The sequence below is a fragment of the Pseudomonas sp. WC2401 genome (assembly GCF_041200115.1).
Classification (GTDB): domain Bacteria; phylum Pseudomonadota; class Gammaproteobacteria; order Pseudomonadales; family Pseudomonadaceae; genus Aquipseudomonas; species Aquipseudomonas fragi.
The window spans coordinates 994,444-1,010,379 of the sequence record NZ_CP165623.1 but is presented as its reverse complement, the minus strand read 5'-3'; the positions used below and the strand labels follow the sequence as shown (position 1 = coordinate 1,010,379).

Genomic DNA, 15,936 nt, shown 5'->3' with positions numbered 1-15,936 from the left:
AAAATGCCGCCCGCAATGGGGCGGTAAAACTATGGGTTTGACCCGAAACCCGGGCAGATGTTCCCAAGTGCCACTATCGGATCAAACGGCCCGCAATCTTAATTGAAAACAGGTGCATCCGCTGAGCCCTTGCCTGCGTATACCGGGTAGCGAGGTGCCTCACATGATTGGAACAACCCCACACCCTGAACTACCCTCAACCGACAACTGGTCTGAAGTCCTGGCTTTTTTTGAGGGGAGAACAGCTATTTTAACTGCCAATACCGATTACCTTGAAAAGCTCCTGGCCCAATGTTCATTGGGTAATCGGCGTGCCTTCGAAACCCTCTATCGCAGCGTGGCCCCGCGCTTGTACAGCGTGGCTTTGCGCTGCATGGGGCGCAGCGATCTGGCCGAAGAAGTGGTGCAGGAAAGTTTTGTGCGTATCTGGCACAACGCCTCGCGTTACCAGGCCCATTTGTCGTCACCGCTGACCTGGATGATCACCATCACCCGCAACCAGGCCATCGACCAGTTGCGCAAACACCGCGAATTGCCCTTGAGTGACCTGCAGCAGGACGCCGTGGCCGATGACAGCCCCAGCGCCCTCGACCAACTGGGCAGTGCCCGCGAGGCCCGTGCTCTCAACCAGTGCCTGGAAGGCCTCGAAAGCATGCAGCGCCAGAGCATCACCAGCGCCTATTTTCATGGGCTGAGCGCCAGTGAACTGGCACAGCAATTGGCCGCGCCCCTGGGTTCGGTCAAATCCTGGATTCGCCGGGGCATGGAGCGACTGCGCAGGTGCCTGGAATCATGAACTATCAAACCCCCGAACGGCGCCGTGCGCTGGCCGCCGACTACGCCATCGGCCTGATGCCGCCCACCGCCCGCAAACGCTTCGAGCATCTGCTGCAAGATGATGCGCCGCTGCGCGCCGAACTGGCGCGCTGGAACACCCACCTCAGCCAGTTGACCGAGCCTTTGGTCGAGCAACCCGTGCCCGACCATGTGTGGCAGGCCATCGTGGCGCGCATCGAACCGCAAACCCTGCATGTGCCGGCCAGGCGGCCGTTCTGGAGCTGGGTACGCCTGAGTGCGCTGGCCTGTTCCTTGCTGATTGCCCTGACCGTGGGCCTGCTCTACAACCGCGACAGCGTGCAGTACAAGGCCACCCTGCTCAGCGGCACGGCGCAGCCGGGCCTGAGCATCGAGGCCCACAGCGACTACCTGAAGGTGCGGCCACTGGAACTGGCGGCGGTGGATGGCGGCCGCAGCCTGGAGTTGTGGGCGATACCGGTCGAAGGCAAACCGGTGTCCCTGGGTCTGATCCCCCGCGATGGCGATGGGCGGATAGTGCTAAGCCAAAGCCAGCAGCAATTGATCAGGATTCCGGTGGTGCTGGCGGTCAGCCTTGAACCGCAAGGCGGCTCGCCGACCGGGCAACCGACGGGCCCGGTGCTGTATCAGGGGCCGCTGGCCAGCCTGTAAAAACAATCCACGCACTTGTGGGAGCGGGCTTGCTCGCGATGCAGACAACTCGGTACACCTTAATAACCGAGGTGCTGCAATCGCGGGCAAGCCCGCTCCCACAGGGTTGGTGGTGGTGTTTAGCCCTTGCTGAACATCCGGTGCGGGTCGATCACGAATTTCTTCGGCACACCGGCATCGAACTCGCCATAGCCCCGTGGCGCTTCGTCCAGGCTGATGACTTCTACACCCACAATGTCAGCAATCTTGATCCGGTCCCACATGATCGCCTGCATCAGCTGGCGGTTGTATTTCATCACCGGGGTCTGGCCGGTGTGGAAGCTGTGGGACTTGGCCCAGCCCAACCCGAAGCGGATGCTCAGGCTGCCCTTTTTCGCTGCCGCGTCCACCGCACCCGGGTCTTCGGTCACGTACAAGCCCGGAATGCCGATCTTGCCCGCTACCCGCACCACACCCATCAACGAGTTGAGCACTGTGGCCGGCGCTTCGTGCTTGACCCCGTCATGGCCATGACCACGCGCTTCAAAGCCCACGGCATCCACTGCGCAATCCACTTCAGGCTCGCCCAACAACTCGGCGATCTGTTCGTGCAGCGGCGTGTCCTTGGACAAATCAGCAATCTCAAAACCCTGCGCCTTGGCGTGGGCCAGGCGAATCGGGTTAACGTCGCCGACAATCACCACCGCCGCCCCCAGCAAGCGCGCCGAGGCCGCAGCCGCCAGGCCCACCGGGCCAGCGCCGGCGATATACACCGTGCTGCCCGGGCCAACGCCTGCGGTAACGGCACCGTGATAACCGGTGGGCAGGATGTCGGAGAGGCAGGTCAGGTCGCGGATTTTTTCCATCGTCGCATCACGATTGGGCAGCTTGAGCAGGTTGAAATCGGCATACGGCACCAATACATATTCAGCCTGACCGCCAACCCAGTCGCCCATGTCCACGTAACCATATGCGCCGCCGGGACGGGCCGGGTTGACGGTCAGACACACACCAGTGTTCTGCTCCTTGCAACTGCGGCAGCGGCCGCACGCCACGTTGAACGGCACCGACACCAGGTCGCCGACTTTCAGGTGTTCCACATCGCGCCCGGCCTCGATCACCTCACCGGTGATCTCATGGCCCAGCACCAGCCCGGTTTGCGCCGTGGTGCGGCCACGCACCATATGCTGGTCGGAGCCGCAGATATTGGTCGATACCACCCGCAGGATCACGCCGTGGTGGATGGGCTTGCCCTGGGGGTTCTGCATCTTGGGGAAAGGAATGCTTTGCACTTCGACCTGGCCATTGCCCAGGTACACCACACCGCGATTGTCAGCCATCGTATTCACCCTTGTTGTTATTGGAGGGATTAACTTGCTGCTTGCAGCTTAGAAGGTGGCGCGGGCTCACAGCACCACCGTACGACCTCCATTTAGGAAAACGCGCCGTTCAATGTGATAGCCCACGCCTCGGGCCAGGGTTTGCGCTTCGATATCGCGGCCCTTGGCGATCAGGTCTTCGGGGTAGTGGCTGTGGTCTACCACCTCGACGCCCTGGGCAATGATCGGGCCTTCGTCGAGGTCGTTGTTGATGTAGTGCGCGGTGGCGCCCACCAGCTTGACGCCCTTTTCATAGGCCTGGTGATAAGGCTTGGCGCCCTTGAAACCGGGCAGCAGGGAGTGGTGGATATTGATCGCCTTGCCGTCGAGCTTGCGGCACAGCTCGGGGGACAGCACTTGCATATAGCGGGCGAGGATCACCAGTTCGGCACCGGTGTCTTCGATTACTTGCCAGACTTTGGCCTCCTGCGCAGGCTTGTTAGCCGGGTCGAGGGCGAAGTGGTGGTAGGGGATGCCGTGCCATTGCGCCAGCGGCTCCAGATCGGGGTGATTGGAGACCACGGCCACCACGTCCATCGACAACTGGCCGATACGCTGGCGATAGAGCAGGTCGTTGAGGCAGTGGTCGGCTTTGGACACCATGATCAGTACTTTTGGCCGATGGTGTGGCGGTGTCAGTTCGAAAGTCATGCCGAACGCCTGACCGCGTTCGGCCAGGCCTGCGCGAAATTCGTGCTCATCGAAGCCGTCGGGCTGGCGGAATTCGACGCGGATAAAAAACCGCGCTGAACGCTGGTCGTCGAAGGAATGGTGCTCGGTGACGTAGCAGCGATGTTCGAACAGATAGCGGGTAACCGCGTCCACCGTGCCCAGCAGGCTCGGGCAGTCGGCGGTGAGGATCCAGGTGTCGGGGGCGCGGCTCATGGGGAGTTCCTTGTTGTTTTTTAGGTGAAAAGCAAAGAGCCCCTCACCCTAACCCTCTCCCGGAGGGAGAGGGAACTGACAGCCCGCGCATTCAAGAACACCGACAATCAGCCCCCTCTCCCCCCGGGAGAGGGTTGGGGTGAGGGCAGGCAGCAACTCAGGCCTCGACGCTCAACCCGTATTCCGCCGCCGCATCCTGCAACCATAACCACCAGTAATCCGAAAAGCTGCGGCGGATCAGCAGTTCCCAGGTGTCTTCAGCCGTGTGGCGGATCACCAGTTGCGACTTGGCGAACACCGTGCCCACGGCCTTGCCCACCGGGAAGTTGTCCGGGTGTACGTCATAGCTGGTGGACTTCATCAGTACCTCGCGCACCTTCGGCCCGCTCAGTTCCAGCAGTTGTTGCCCGCCACTGACATTGACCACCGAAATATGCAGCCCCGCCAGCGCTGCCCGCAGTGCTTGTTCCACGGCAAACTCCTGGCCGCCGGGCACAATCAGCAGCCATTCATCGGGGCCCATCCATTGCAGCGAGGTATCAGCGTTGGCCACCAGGCTCAGGGCCACGGGCAGTTCCAGGCCCAGGGCCTTGTGCACGCCTTCGGCAAAGACCGGATCCTTGCCGTCGCCGCGCAGGGTCAGGTGGCCCAGCAGTTTTTTCTCGCGCACGGTCACGCCGGGGTTTTTGCGGCCCTTGCCAATCAGGCCGGCGAGGTTGGCATGGTGCAGCGATGACTCGGCTTTGGCGCCCGAACCCGGGCGCTGTTGGTATACGTTGGCTGTGGTCATGAGATCACCCATTCAAATATTCTGCCGGTCGCCTTTCGGGTCGAAGAACACCGAAGACACAATTTCCGCTTCGATCACGCTGCCATCCGCCTGGGGCGAAAACACCCGCTCGCCGATGCGCTTCAAGCCGCCCTTGACCACGCCCATTGCAAACGAATACCCCAGCGAGTTGTGCGCATAGCTGGAGGTCACATGGCCGACCATCGTCATCGGGATCGCCTGTTTGGCGTCGAACACCAGTTGCGCCCCTTCGGGCAGCCATTGGGTCGGGTTAACGGGCTTGAGCCCCACCAGTTGCTTGCGCTGTTCACGCAGGCAGTCTTCACGGTTCATGCCGCGCCAGCCGATCCACGAGAACGGTTTGGTGCGGCCCACGCACCAGCCCATGTTCAAGTCGTCGGGGGTCATGGAGCCGTCGGTGTCCTGGCCCACAATGATGAAACCCTTCTCGGCTCGCAACACGTGCATGGTCTCGGTACCGTAGGGCGTGAGGTTGTACTGCTTGCCCGCTTCGACGATTTTTTCCAGCACGCCCATCGCGTAATCGGCCTGGATATTGACCTCATACGACAGCTCGCCGGTAAACGAGATACGGAACACCCGCGCCGGCACGCCCGCCACCAGGCCTTCTTTCCAGGTCATGAACGGGAACGCATCGCGGTCCAGGTCGATATCCGTCACTTCGCTCAGCAACTTGCGGCTATTGGGGCCGGACAAGGTCAGGGTCGCGTAGTGGTCGGTGACCGAAGTGAAGTACACCTTCAGCTCTGGCCATTCGGTCTGCTGGTAAATTTCCAGCCATTGCAACACGCGGGCCGCACCGCCGGTGGTGGTAGTCATGACGAAATGGTTGTCGGCCAGGCAGGCCGTCACGCCGTCGTCGAAGACCATGCCGTCTTCCTTGCACATCAGGCCGTAGCGGGCCTTGCCCACGTCGAGCTTGGTCCAGGCGTTGGTGTAGATGCGGTTGAGAAACTCCCGCGCATCCGGGCCCTGGATGTCGATCTTGCCCAGGGTCGAGGCATCGAGGATGCCGACGCTGTCGCGCACCGCCTTGCACTCGCGCTTGACCGCCGCATGCATATCTTCGCCGTTACGCGGGAAGTACCAAGGGCGTTTCCACTGGCCGACATCTTCAAATTCAGCACCCTGCTTCACATGCCAGGCTTGCAGCGCGGTGTAGCGCACCGGCTCGAAGATATGCCCGCAATGCCGACCCGCCACCGCACCGAACGTCACCGGCGTGTAGTTGGGACGGAACATGGTGGTGCCCATCTGCGGGATGGTCACGTTCAGCGAGCGTGCAGCGATGGCCAGGCCGTTGACGTTGCCCAGCTTGCCCTGGTCGGTGCCGAAGCCCAGCGCGGTGTAGCGCTTGACGTGCTCCACCGACTCGAAGCCTTCGCGGGTTGCCAGTTCGATGGCCGCTGCAGTGACGTCGTTTTGCAGGTCGACAAATTGCTTGGGCGCCCGCGCCGTACCTTTTTCATGGGGCACATGGAACAGCGCCAGGGTGGGTTCCTGCAACTGGTTCAGGGCTTTGGGCAACACGCCTTCCACCGCCTTGAAACCCGCTTCACTGGCTGCACGCACGCCGCCTTCAAAGCCATCGGCCAGGCTGTCGCCCAGCGGATAAACGCCGTTGATGCCGCCTACGCATACACGCTTTTGCGGGGCTTCGCCGGGGACGAAACCGAGAATGTCTTCGCGCCAGGTCGGCTTGCCGCCCAGGTGCGAGGCCAGATGCACCACCGGGCTGTAGCCGCCCGAGGTGGCCAGCAGGTCGCAGTCCAGCCATTCACCGGGGCTGGCGACGCTCAGCGCCTTGACGTCAATTGCCGCCACCCGGGCGCCGGTTACATGTTTGCTGCCACGGGCTTCGATCACCGCGCTGGCAGTGAGGATGCGAATGCCCTTGGCCCGCGCTTCTTCGACCAGCGCACCCCGCGGGTTGCTGCGCGCATCGGCCACGGCGACCACTTGCTGGCCTGCATCAAGCCAGTCCAGGGCCACGCGGTAGGCGTGGTCGTTGTTGGTGCTGAGCACCAGCTTTCTGCCCGGCGCCACGCCATAGCGGCGCACATAGGTGGACACCGCACCGGCGAGCATATTGCCCGGTACGTCGTTGTTGCCATACACCAACGGCCGCTCGCAGGCACCGGTGGCCAGCACCACGCGCTTGGCGCGTACCCGGTGGATGCGCTGGCGCACTTGACCGATCGGGGCACGGTCGCCCAGGTGGTCGGTGAGGCGTTCGTGAATGGTCAGGAAGTTGTGGTCGTGATAGCCGTTCACCGTCGCCCGGGGCAACAGGATTACGTCCGGCAGTGACTTGAGTTCAGCGATAACCTTGGCCACCCATTCCATCGCCGGTTTGCCGTCCAGGCTTTCGCGGCTGTCGAGCAGGCTGCCGCCGAACTCTTCCTGTTCGTCGGCGATGATCACCCGTGCACCGCTGCGGCCCGCAGCCAATGCTGCTGCCAACCCCGCAGGGCCAGCGCCGACGATCAGCACGTCACAGTGGTGGTTCATATAGTCGTAGGTATCAGGATCGTTCTGGGTCGGCGAACGCCCAAGACCTGCCGCCTTACGGATGTACTTCTCGTAGGTCATCCAGAACGACTGCGGGTACATAAAAGTTTTGTAGTAAAAACCCGGCGGCATCAGCTTGCCGCCGACCTTGCCGAGGATGCCCATCACGTCGTTATTGACGTTGGGCCAGCCGTTAGTGCTGGTGGCGACCAGGCCTTGGTACAGCGCCTGTTGCGTGGCGCGCACGTTGGGAATTTGCGTGGCTTCGGTGGCGCCGATCTGCAGCACTGCGTTGGGTTCTTCGGCACCGGCGGCATAGATGCCCCGGGGCCGGGAATATTTGAAACTGCGGCCGATCACGTCAACGCCGTTGGCCAGCAAGGCGGCCGCCAGGCTGTCGCCTTCGTAGCCTTTATATTGCTGACCGTTGAAGGTGAAGCTCAGCACTTTGGTGCGGTCTACGCGGCCGCCGTTGGGCAGGCGATGGGTCTGGCTCATACTTTTTCTCCCAGCTCGCGGGTGGCCGTGGCGGCCGCTGGCGCCGCCTGTTCAGTGAACTGCGGCTTGCTACCGATCAGGTAGGTTTCGAGAATTTCGTACGTCACGGTGTTGCGCGTGGCATTGAAAAACTGCCGGCAACCGGCGACGTGGTTCCACAGTTCGTGGTGCAGGCCGCGGGGGTTGTCGCGAAAGAACAGGTAGTCGCCCCACTCGGCGTCGGTGCAACTGCCAGGGTCAAGCGGGCGCGGGATATGCGCCTGGCCGCTGGCGTGGAATTCCTCTTCGGAGCGAAGCTCGCCGCAATGGGGACAGAAGATATGCAACATGGGTATTTCTCCTGTTAGTGGGCGACAGCGGCTGCGCCGTGTTCGTCGATCAGGGCACCGGTGTGAAACCGGTCAATGGAAAACGGCGCGGCCAGCGGGTGCATTTCGCCCTTGGCCAGGCTGGCGGCAAACACGTTGCCCGAACCCGGGGTGGCCTTGAAGCCGCCGGTACCCCAGCCGCAGTTGAAGAACAGGTTCGGCACCGGGGTTTTCGAGATGATCGGGCAGGCATCGGGCGTGGTATCGACGATGCCGCCCCACTGACGGTTCATGCGCACGCGGGACAGCACCGGGAACATCTCCACAATCGCCTGAATGGTGTGCTCGATCACCGGGTACGAGCCGCGCTGGCCGTAGCCGACCCAGCCGTCGATCCCGGCACCGATCACCAGGTCGCCCTTGTCGGACTGGCTGATATAGCCGTGAACGGCGTTGGACATGATCACGCTGTCGATAATCGGCTTGATCGGCTCGGACACCAGCGCTTGCAGCGGGTGCGATTCGATGGGCAGGCGAAAGCCCGCCTGGCGGGCCATATGCCCCGAGTTGCCAGCCGTGACCACACCGACGCGTTTGGCGCCGATAAAGCCCTTGCTGGTTTCGACGCCGATGCACACGCCGTTTTCCTTGCGAAAGCCGAGCACTTCGGTTTGCTGGATCAAGTCCACGCCCAGGGCATCGGCGGCGCGGGCAAAGCCCCAGGCCACGGCATCGTGGCGGGCCACGCCGCCACGCCGTTGTACGGTGGCGCCGATGATCGGGTAACGGGTGTTTTTCGAGCAGTCGAGGTACGGGATTTCATCCGCCACCTGCTTGCCGTGGAGCAGTTCGCCGTCTACGCCGTTGAGGCGGTTGGCGCTTACCCGGCGTTCGGAGTCGCGCATGTCCTGCAGGGTATGGCACAGGTTGTAGACGCCGCGCTGGGAGAACATGACGTTGTAGTTCAAGTCCTGGGACAGACCCTCCCACAGTTTCATGGCGTGTTCATACAGGTGCGCCGACTCGTCCCACAGGTAGTTGGAGCGCACGATGGTGGTGTTGCGCGCTGTGTTGCCGCCGCCCAGCCAGCCCTTCTCGACCACGGCCACGTTGGTGATGCCGTGTTCCTTGGCCAGGTAGTAAGCGGTCGCCAGCCCGTGGCCGCCACCGCCGACGATAACCACGTCATAGACCTTTTTCGGGGTCGGTGTGCGCCACATCTTCTGCCAGTTTTCGTGGTGGCTGAGGGAGTGCTTGAAGAGGCCGAAGCCTGAATACCGTTGCATAGGATCTACTCCAAAAACGCGCTCAGCGATAAACCGGGAAGTCTTGGCACAGCGAAGTCACCTGGCGGGCCACATCGGCCTCGATATCGGCATCGCCGAGGTGATCGAGGATGTCGCAGATCCAGCCCGCCAGCTCCGTGCATTGCGCCACCTTGAAACCGCGGGTGGTCACTGCCGGAGTGCCGATGCGCAGGCCCGAGGTGACAAAGGGTGATTGCGGGTCGTTGGGTACCGCATTTTTATTGACCGTGATATGGGCGCGGCCCAGGGCCGCGTCGGCGTCCTTGCCGGTCAGGCCCTGACGGATCAGGCTGAGCAGGAACAGGTGGTTGTCAGTACCGCCCGAGACCACGTCATAGCCGCGCTTGATAAACACCTCGGCCATGGCCTGGGCGTTATCGATGACCTGTTTTTGATAGGTCTTGAAGCCCGGCTCCAGTGCTTCCTTGAAGCACACGGCCTTGGCAGCAATTACATGCATCAACGGCCCGCCCTGGCCGCCGGGGAACACCGCCGAGTTGAGTTTTTTCTCCAGCGCTTCGTTGGCCCTGGCCAGGATCAGCCCACCACGGGGGCCGCGCAGGGTTTTGTGGGTGGTGGTGGTCACCACGTCGGCATACGGCAGCGGGTTGGGGTACAGCCCGGCCGCCACCAGCCCGGCAACGTGGGCCATATCCACAAACAGATATGCACCGACCTTGTCCGCAATCTGACGAAAGCGTGGGAAATCGAGGAATTTGGAGTAGGCCGAGAATCCGGCAATGATCATTTTTGGTTGATGTTCAACAGCCAGACGCTCGACTTCGTCGTAGTCGATCAAGCCGGTGCTGGTGTCGATACCGTACTGCACGGCGTTGTAGAGTTTGCCCGAGAAGCTGACGCTGGCGCCGTGGGTCAGGTGGCCGCCGTGGGCCAGGCTCATGCCCAGCACGGTATCGCCAGCATTGAGCAACGCCAGGTACACCGCTGCGTTGGCCGAGCTGCCCGAATGCGGCTGCACGTTGGCGTAATCGGCGCCGAACAATTGCTTGGCGCGGTCGATGGCCAGCTGTTCGACTTTATCCACATGCTCGCAGCCGCCGTAGTAGCGCTTGCCCGGGTAGCCTTCGGCGTACTTGTTGGTCAGGCCGCTGCCCTGGGCTTGCATCACGCGCTGGCTGGTGTAGTTCTCGGAGGCGATCAACTCAATGTGATCTTCCTGGCGCTGGTCTTCGGCGTTCATGGCCGCCAACAAGGCGTCGTCGTAACCCTGGATCTGATCCTGCTTGCTGAACATTGCGTTCTCCCAGCGCCAGCGCGCCTTTTGGTCTCGGTGGGGCTGATGCCCTTTGAGCCAGATGGTAGAGCTGGCGCAGGCAGACCAAATGCCCATGGACGCCACGCAATGGTGCGTTTACGACATGGTTTCCCATAACCCTGTGGGAGCGGGCTTGCTCGCGATACTGGCTGCGAGGTTTGCCTGGCGAAACCGGGCGATGCCATCGCGGGCAAGCCCGCTCCCACATTTTGTTATGGGGCTTTGGGCTATTCTTTTGTAAGGTATTTCCGCACTTCACGTCGTGCCTGTGCACCTGCCTGAATGTTGGATAAAGTGCACCCACACAATTGGACCATGGAACCGGGAAATGACTGATAAGAGCCAACAATTCGCCAGCGACAACTACTCCGGTATCTGCCCTGAAGTCTGGTCCGCCATGGAAAAGGCCAACCACGGCCACCAGCGCTCATACGGTGACGATGAGTGGACGCTGCGCGCCTCCAACGACTTTCGCAAACTGTTCGAAACCGACTGCGAAGTGTATTTCGCCTTCAACGGTACGGCGGCTAACTCCCTGGCGTTGTCGTCCCTGTGCCAGAGCTTTCACAGCGTGATCTGCTCCGAAACCGCCCACGTCGAAACCGACGAATGCGGCGCCCCGGAGTTCTTTTCCAACGGTTCCAAACTGCTGATCGCGCGCACTGAAAACGGCAAGATCACCCCCGAGTCGATCCGCGAAATCGCCCTCAAGCGCAAGGACATCCACTATCCAAAACCGCGGGTGGTCACCATCACCCAGGCCACCGAAGTCGGCAGCGTGTACCGCCCCGAAGAAATCCGCGCCATCAGCGACACCTGCAAGGAGTTGGGCCTGCTGCTGCACATGGACGGCGCCCGCTTCTCCAATGCCTGCGCCTTCCTGGGCTGCACCCCGGCAGAGCTGAGCTGGAAAGCCGGTGTGGATGTGCTGTGTTTTGGCGGCACCAAAAACGGCATGGCGGTGGGCGAGGCGATCCTGTTTTTCGACCATGCCTTGTCAGTGGATTTTGACTACCGCTGCAAGCAGGCCGGGCAACTGGCCTCGAAAATGCGCTTTCTATCGGCGCCGTGGGTGGGCCTGCTGGAAAACGACGCCTGGCTCAAACACTCGCGCCACGCCAACCACTGCGCGCAGTTGCTGAGCCAGTTGGTGAGTGACATTCCGGGGGTCGAGCTGATGTTTCCGGTGGAGGCCAATGGCGTGTTCCTGCAACTGTCGGAACCGGCCGTGGCTGCATTGACCGCCAGGGGCTGGCGCTTCTACACCTTTATCGGCAAGGGCGGCGCACGCTTCATGTGCTCGTGGGACACCGAAGAAGCCCGAGTGCGGGAACTGGCGGCGGATATTCGGGAAGTGATGTCAGCTTAATTAAACGCACCCGCAATACTGTGGGAGCGAGCTTGCTCGCGAAGGCATCAGCGCAGTCGTTGAGACACACCGCGTTGCCTTAATCGCGAGCAAGCCCGCTCCCACAGGGGATGATTGATGGGCGAAGCGTCAGGATTGCCCTAACGTTCGTTCAATCACATCGACCGTGGCGCTGACTTGCTCTTGATAACGGTCGAGTTCCTGTTTGTGGCTCAGTTGCAACTCAATCTGTTGTGAACACAGATTCAGTGCTGCCAGCACCAGCAGTTTGTCCCCGATCAGGCTCGGGTACTTTCTTTTCGTTTCGGCCAGGGCGGCTTTCAACATGACCGTAGCCGCCATCAGGGTCTTTTGCTCCCCCTCCGGCGCCTTGATCGTGTAGTCGTTACCCAGAATCGAGACGACATTTACTCCGTCTCTGTCAAGGCTCATGCGCTGACAGGGCTCGCGCGCTCAACCAGTGCCTGGATGCGGGCGGCGGTCGCGCCTTGCTTTTCTTCCTGTTCCATCAGGGTTAGTTGCAGGCTTTCGTTTTCGTCACGGGCCTGGGCCAGTTCGGTGTTCAGTTGCTCGTTGGCGTCCAGCAGTTCCTGTTTTTGCTGTACCAGGTCGCTGACCAGTTGTTCCAGTTTGCTAAGGGATGACTCAATCATGGTGGTGTTCTCAAGCAGTTTCGAAGGGCGCGTACGATAAAGAAAAGTCACCGGCTAAGCTAGCGGCAACCGGCCTTATCAGACCCCTAATGACTCTGCTTTAGAGCCTTTGTTCCCGGTCTCGCCTTTCAAACAGCAAAAGCCCCCCACCCTGACCCTATCCCGAAGGGAGAGGGGACTGACCGCGCGCGCCTTCAAGACCACTGACAATTAGCTCCCTCTCCCTCAGGGAGAGGGTTGGGGTGAGGGTAAAAACCTCAAAACTCAATGCGCACATCGCCTTTGGGCACGCTGCAACACGACAGGATGTAGCCCTCGGCGACGTCTTCATCGGTGATGCCGCCGTTGTGCTCCATCTCCACCTCGCCGCCCAGTTTCAGCACCTTGCATGTCCCGCAAATGCCCATGCCGCAGGCCTTGGGGATCATCAGCCCGAGTTTGGCTGCAGCGGCATGTACCGTCTCGCTTGGGCCCACACGGATGCTTTTGCCGGAAGCGGTGAATTCCACCTGATTCAAGTCTGCCACGTCCAGCTCCGGCGCGTCGGCCGCCTGCTCGGCCTGTTCCACCGCCTCGGCCCGCACTTCGGGCGGCGTCGCGCCAAACGACTCTTCGTGATACCGGCTCATGTCAAAGCCGTTGCTTTCCAGCAGGCGCTTCACGGCATTCATATAAGGCGTCGGCCCGCAGCAAAACACTTCGCGCTCCATAAAGTCGGGCGCCATCAGGTCGAGCATCTTGTGGTTCAGATAGCCGCGATACCCGGCCCAGGGTTCGCCCAGCCCATGCTTCTCGCAGATCAGGTGCAGGCTGAAGTTGTCGATACGCGAGGCCATATGCTCCAGCTCGCGGTGGTAAATGATGTCCTTGGGCGAACGGGCGCTGTGGATAAACACCATGTCGACATTGGCGTTGGTGTCGTAGAACCAGCGCGCCATCGACATCACCGGGGTAATCCCGACACCACCGCTGAGGTACAGCACCTTGGGGCTGGGCGCATCGATGGCGTTGAACAGCCCGACCGGGCCGTGTACCGCCAGCTCCTGGCCTTCCTGCAGGGTGTCGTGCAGCCAGTTGGACACCCGCCCGCCGGGCACGCGCTTGATGGTCACCGAGAAGCTGTACGGCACCGACGGCGAACTGGAAATGGTGTACGAGCGCATCACCGGGTCACCGTCGATTTCCAGCTCCAGGGTCACGAACTGCCCCGGCTTGAAAAAGAACAGGATTGGCTGGTCGGCCATAAAGCAGAAGGTGCGCACATCCCAGGTTTCCTGAATCACTTTGACGCATCGCACGATGTGTCGGCCATTGGCCCAGGTCTGGGTGGTTACCGGGTTCAGAAAGCTGTTGGACATGCGCTTCTCCACGGCCGACAGCCGGCCTCTTGCTGGCGATTCTGCGCATGCCCTGAGACGGCCATTTATCCATTCGCGACATCCACATACTTATCGCGACCAGCCCCTGAGAGTGGGCGCTTGCGCGTCGGGAACAGATTGGGCCATGTCGCCCGCAGATATGGCCCCGACGCACTTCGAACGCACACTCAGCGCCACTCATTGCATGTATTGCTTTGCCTTGCGTCGCACCCCTGATCAGCCATTTTTAGGCCACATCCGATGGCCATGAGGACTACAACGATGGACGTCACCGCAAACCTGAGCCTGGGCGATCCACTGGAACCCGCACGCAAGGCCACCGCCGAGATGCTGCAGAACCGCGAGCGCACCTATTCGCTGCCGCAGCCGTTCTATAACGACGAGCGTCTGTTTCAGATCGACATGCAGGAGATCTTCCAGAAGGAGTGGCTGATTGCAGGCATGACCTGCGAGATTCCGACCAAGGGCAACTTCCTGACCCTGCAGGTGGGCAACAACCCGATCATCGTGATCCGCGGCGCCGAAGGCCAGGTGCATGCCTTTCATAACGTGTGCCGCCATCGCGGCTCGCGGCTGTGTACCAGCGAAAAGGGCAAGGTGGCCAAACTGGTGTGCCATTACCACCAGTGGACCTACGAGCTGGACGGGCGCCTGCTGTTTGCCGGCACCGAAATGGGCGCCGATTTCGACATGAAGCAATACGGCCTCAAGCCGGTGAACGTCAAAACGGCGGGCGGCTACATCTTTATCAGCCTGGCCGAACACCCGCCGGCCATCGACGAGTTCCTGGCCACCCTGAACCACTACATGGAACCTTACGACATGGAAAACACCAAGGTGGCGATCCAGACCACCCTGGTGGAAAAGGCCAACTGGAAGCTGGTGCTGGAAAACAACCGCGAGTGCTACCACTGCAATGCGTCGCACCCCGAGTTGCTCAAGACCCTGCTGGAATGGGACGACGTCACCGACCCGCGCGCCGACCAGGCATTCAAGGATCACGTCGCGGCTTCGGCCGCCGCCTGGGACGCCGAAAAAATCCCCTACGCCCATGCAAGCTTCGGCCTGCGCAACCGCATCGTGCGCATGCCACTGCTCAAGGGCACCGTGTCGATGACCCTGGATGGCAAACAAGGCTGCGCAAAGCTGATGGGGCGCATCAAAAACCCGGACCTGGGCTCGATGCGTATCCTGCATCTGCCCCACTCCTGGAACCACTGCATGGGCGACCATATCATCGTGTTCACGGTGTGGCCGATCAGCGCGCAGGAAACTGTGGTCACCACCAAATGGCTGGTCCACAAGGACGCGGTCGAAGGCGTGGACTACGACGTGGAACGCATGCGCAAGGTCTGGGACGCCACCAACGACCAGGACCGCCGCCTGGCAGAAGAAAACCAGCGCGGTATCAACTCGATCGCCTATCAACCAGGGCCGTACTCACAAACCTACGAGTTTGGTGTGGTCAACTTTGTCGACTGGTACAGCGAGCGGCTGCTGAACAACCTGGGGGCGGCGCCGGCGGCGTACCTCAAGGGTGTAGTTGCCCAATAAATACACATCAACCTGTGGGGGCGGGCAAGCCCGCTCCCACATTGAGGGGCTTATCTGACAGGTTTGGACGATCTCGAACCCATGACGCTCATAAATGCGCTGGGCCAAGTTGTTTATAATCGGACATAGCCAGCACTGATCACTTTTCGATCAAACCTCTACACGCCACGCACGGCAAGGGCCACAGCCCTCCGCTAACAACTTGTCCACAGGCACACCCACAGCAATTGTGGGGAAGTGGACAAGTCGTGCGGATAATCACGATTGAGCGTTTTTTGTACAACACCCTGCAAGCCACGATTCTAAAGGTCTGTAGCCAGCCGCGAACACCTTATCCACATATCCACCAACAGAGATTGTGCGCAACTTATGCACTGGCCGCCCAGACTGTGGAAAACCGCGCAATCAACCGATTATTCAGGGGTTTAAAGGCTGGCCAGTGGATAAAACAGCAGATTGATCGTTTTTTGACCAGAACCTTGCAAGGCCCGGTTTATATGGCTTACGGACGATAGCAAACAACTTATCCACATAAGCGCTAACAGACTTTGTGGGCAAGT

At 61.0% G+C, this 15,936-nt stretch carries 14 protein-coding genes; 4 read left to right on the top strand and 10 right to left on the bottom strand.

Annotated features, from left to right (window positions below):
- The first annotated feature begins 163 nt into the window (after positions 1 to 163).
- Both AB3G35_RS04520 and AB3G35_RS04515 read left to right on the top strand, forming a co-directional pair.
- Positions 164 to 796: a sigma-70 family RNA polymerase sigma factor gene (locus AB3G35_RS04520; RefSeq protein WP_169844991.1), complete on the top strand. Its 633-nt coding sequence runs from the start codon at positions 164 to 166 to the stop codon at positions 794 to 796.
- Positions 793 to 1,467 carry an anti-sigma factor domain-containing protein gene (locus AB3G35_RS04515; protein ID WP_369782341.1) on the top strand — a complete coding sequence of 225 codons (675 nt, stop codon included), beginning with the start codon at positions 793 to 795 and terminating at the stop codon, positions 1,465 to 1,467. Before AB3G35_RS04520 ends, AB3G35_RS04515 begins: the two co-directional genes overlap by 4 nt.
- Positions 1,468 to 1,586: 119 nt before the next feature.
- Here the strand turns inward: AB3G35_RS04515 and fdhA are convergent, their stop codons facing one another.
- The 7 genes from fdhA to glyA all read right to left on the bottom strand — a co-directional run bounded on the left by fdhA (position 1,587) and on the right by glyA (position 10,400).
- Positions 1,587 to 2,786 carry a formaldehyde dehydrogenase, glutathione-independent gene (gene fdhA, locus AB3G35_RS04510; protein ID WP_369782340.1) on the bottom strand — a complete coding sequence of 400 codons (1,200 nt, stop codon included), beginning with the start codon at positions 2,784 to 2,786 and terminating at the stop codon, positions 1,587 to 1,589.
- A 66-nt stretch (positions 2,787 to 2,852) separates the two neighbouring features.
- Positions 2,853 to 3,710 (bottom strand): formyltetrahydrofolate deformylase, encoded by an 858-nt coding sequence (purU, locus tag AB3G35_RS04505; RefSeq protein WP_016782559.1) that lies wholly within the window; start codon positions 3,708 to 3,710, stop codon positions 2,853 to 2,855.
- Between the two features lie 157 nt (positions 3,711 to 3,867).
- A complete protein-coding gene (locus AB3G35_RS04500) occupies positions 3,868 to 4,500 on the bottom strand; it encodes a sarcosine oxidase subunit gamma (RefSeq protein WP_106115706.1) in 633 nt (210 codons plus the stop codon).
- Between the two features lie 12 nt (positions 4,501 to 4,512).
- Positions 4,513 to 7,530: a sarcosine oxidase subunit alpha gene (locus AB3G35_RS04495; RefSeq protein ID WP_106115617.1), complete on the bottom strand. Its 3,018-nt coding sequence runs from the start codon at positions 7,528 to 7,530 to the stop codon at positions 4,513 to 4,515.
- On the bottom strand, positions 7,527 to 7,859 hold the full coding sequence (locus AB3G35_RS04490) for a sarcosine oxidase subunit delta (protein WP_106115618.1): 333 nt from the start codon (positions 7,857 to 7,859) through the stop codon (positions 7,527 to 7,529). The genes AB3G35_RS04495 and AB3G35_RS04490 overlap by 4 nt, the downstream gene beginning before the upstream one ends.
- Positions 7,860 to 7,873: 14 nt before the next feature.
- A complete protein-coding gene (locus AB3G35_RS04485; RefSeq protein WP_369782339.1) occupies positions 7,874 to 9,124 on the bottom strand; it encodes a sarcosine oxidase subunit beta family protein in 1,251 nt (416 codons plus the stop codon).
- 22 nt (positions 9,125 to 9,146) lie between these two features.
- A complete protein-coding gene (gene glyA / locus AB3G35_RS04480) occupies positions 9,147 to 10,400 on the bottom strand; it encodes a serine hydroxymethyltransferase (RefSeq protein ID WP_086795664.1) in 1,254 nt (417 codons plus the stop codon).
- Between the two features lie 349 nt (positions 10,401 to 10,749).
- Here glyA and AB3G35_RS04475 point away from each other — a divergent pair, with 349 nt between their 5' ends.
- Positions 10,750 to 11,790, top strand: a complete 1,041-nt coding sequence (locus AB3G35_RS04475; protein WP_094999835.1) for a low specificity L-threonine aldolase — start codon at positions 10,750 to 10,752, stop codon at positions 11,788 to 11,790.
- Between the two features lie 129 nt (positions 11,791 to 11,919).
- Here AB3G35_RS04475 and AB3G35_RS04470 read toward each other — a convergent pair whose 3' ends face one another.
- From AB3G35_RS04470 to gbcB, 3 genes are all read right to left on the bottom strand, one after another.
- On the bottom strand, positions 11,920 to 12,222 hold the full coding sequence (locus AB3G35_RS04470; protein ID WP_016782567.1) for a cell division protein ZapA: 303 nt from the start codon (positions 12,220 to 12,222) through the stop codon (positions 11,920 to 11,922).
- Positions 12,219 to 12,443 (bottom strand): hypothetical protein, encoded by a 225-nt coding sequence (locus tag AB3G35_RS04465; RefSeq protein ID WP_016782568.1) that lies wholly within the window; start codon positions 12,441 to 12,443, stop codon positions 12,219 to 12,221. Before AB3G35_RS04465 ends, AB3G35_RS04470 begins: the two co-directional genes overlap by 4 nt.
- 257 nt (positions 12,444 to 12,700) lie before the next feature.
- A complete protein-coding gene (gbcB, locus tag AB3G35_RS04460; RefSeq protein ID WP_016782569.1) occupies positions 12,701 to 13,801 on the bottom strand; it encodes a glycine-betaine demethylase subunit GbcB in 1,101 nt (366 codons plus the stop codon).
- Positions 13,802 to 14,083: 282 nt separating this feature from the next.
- On the opposite strand from gbcB, the gene gbcA reads away from it, so the two are divergent.
- Entirely contained in the window at positions 14,084 to 15,376 is a 1,293-nt protein-coding gene (gene gbcA / locus AB3G35_RS04455; protein WP_134050219.1) for a glycine-betaine demethylase subunit GbcA, read from the top strand.
- Positions 15,377 to 15,936 lie beyond the last annotated feature (560 nt).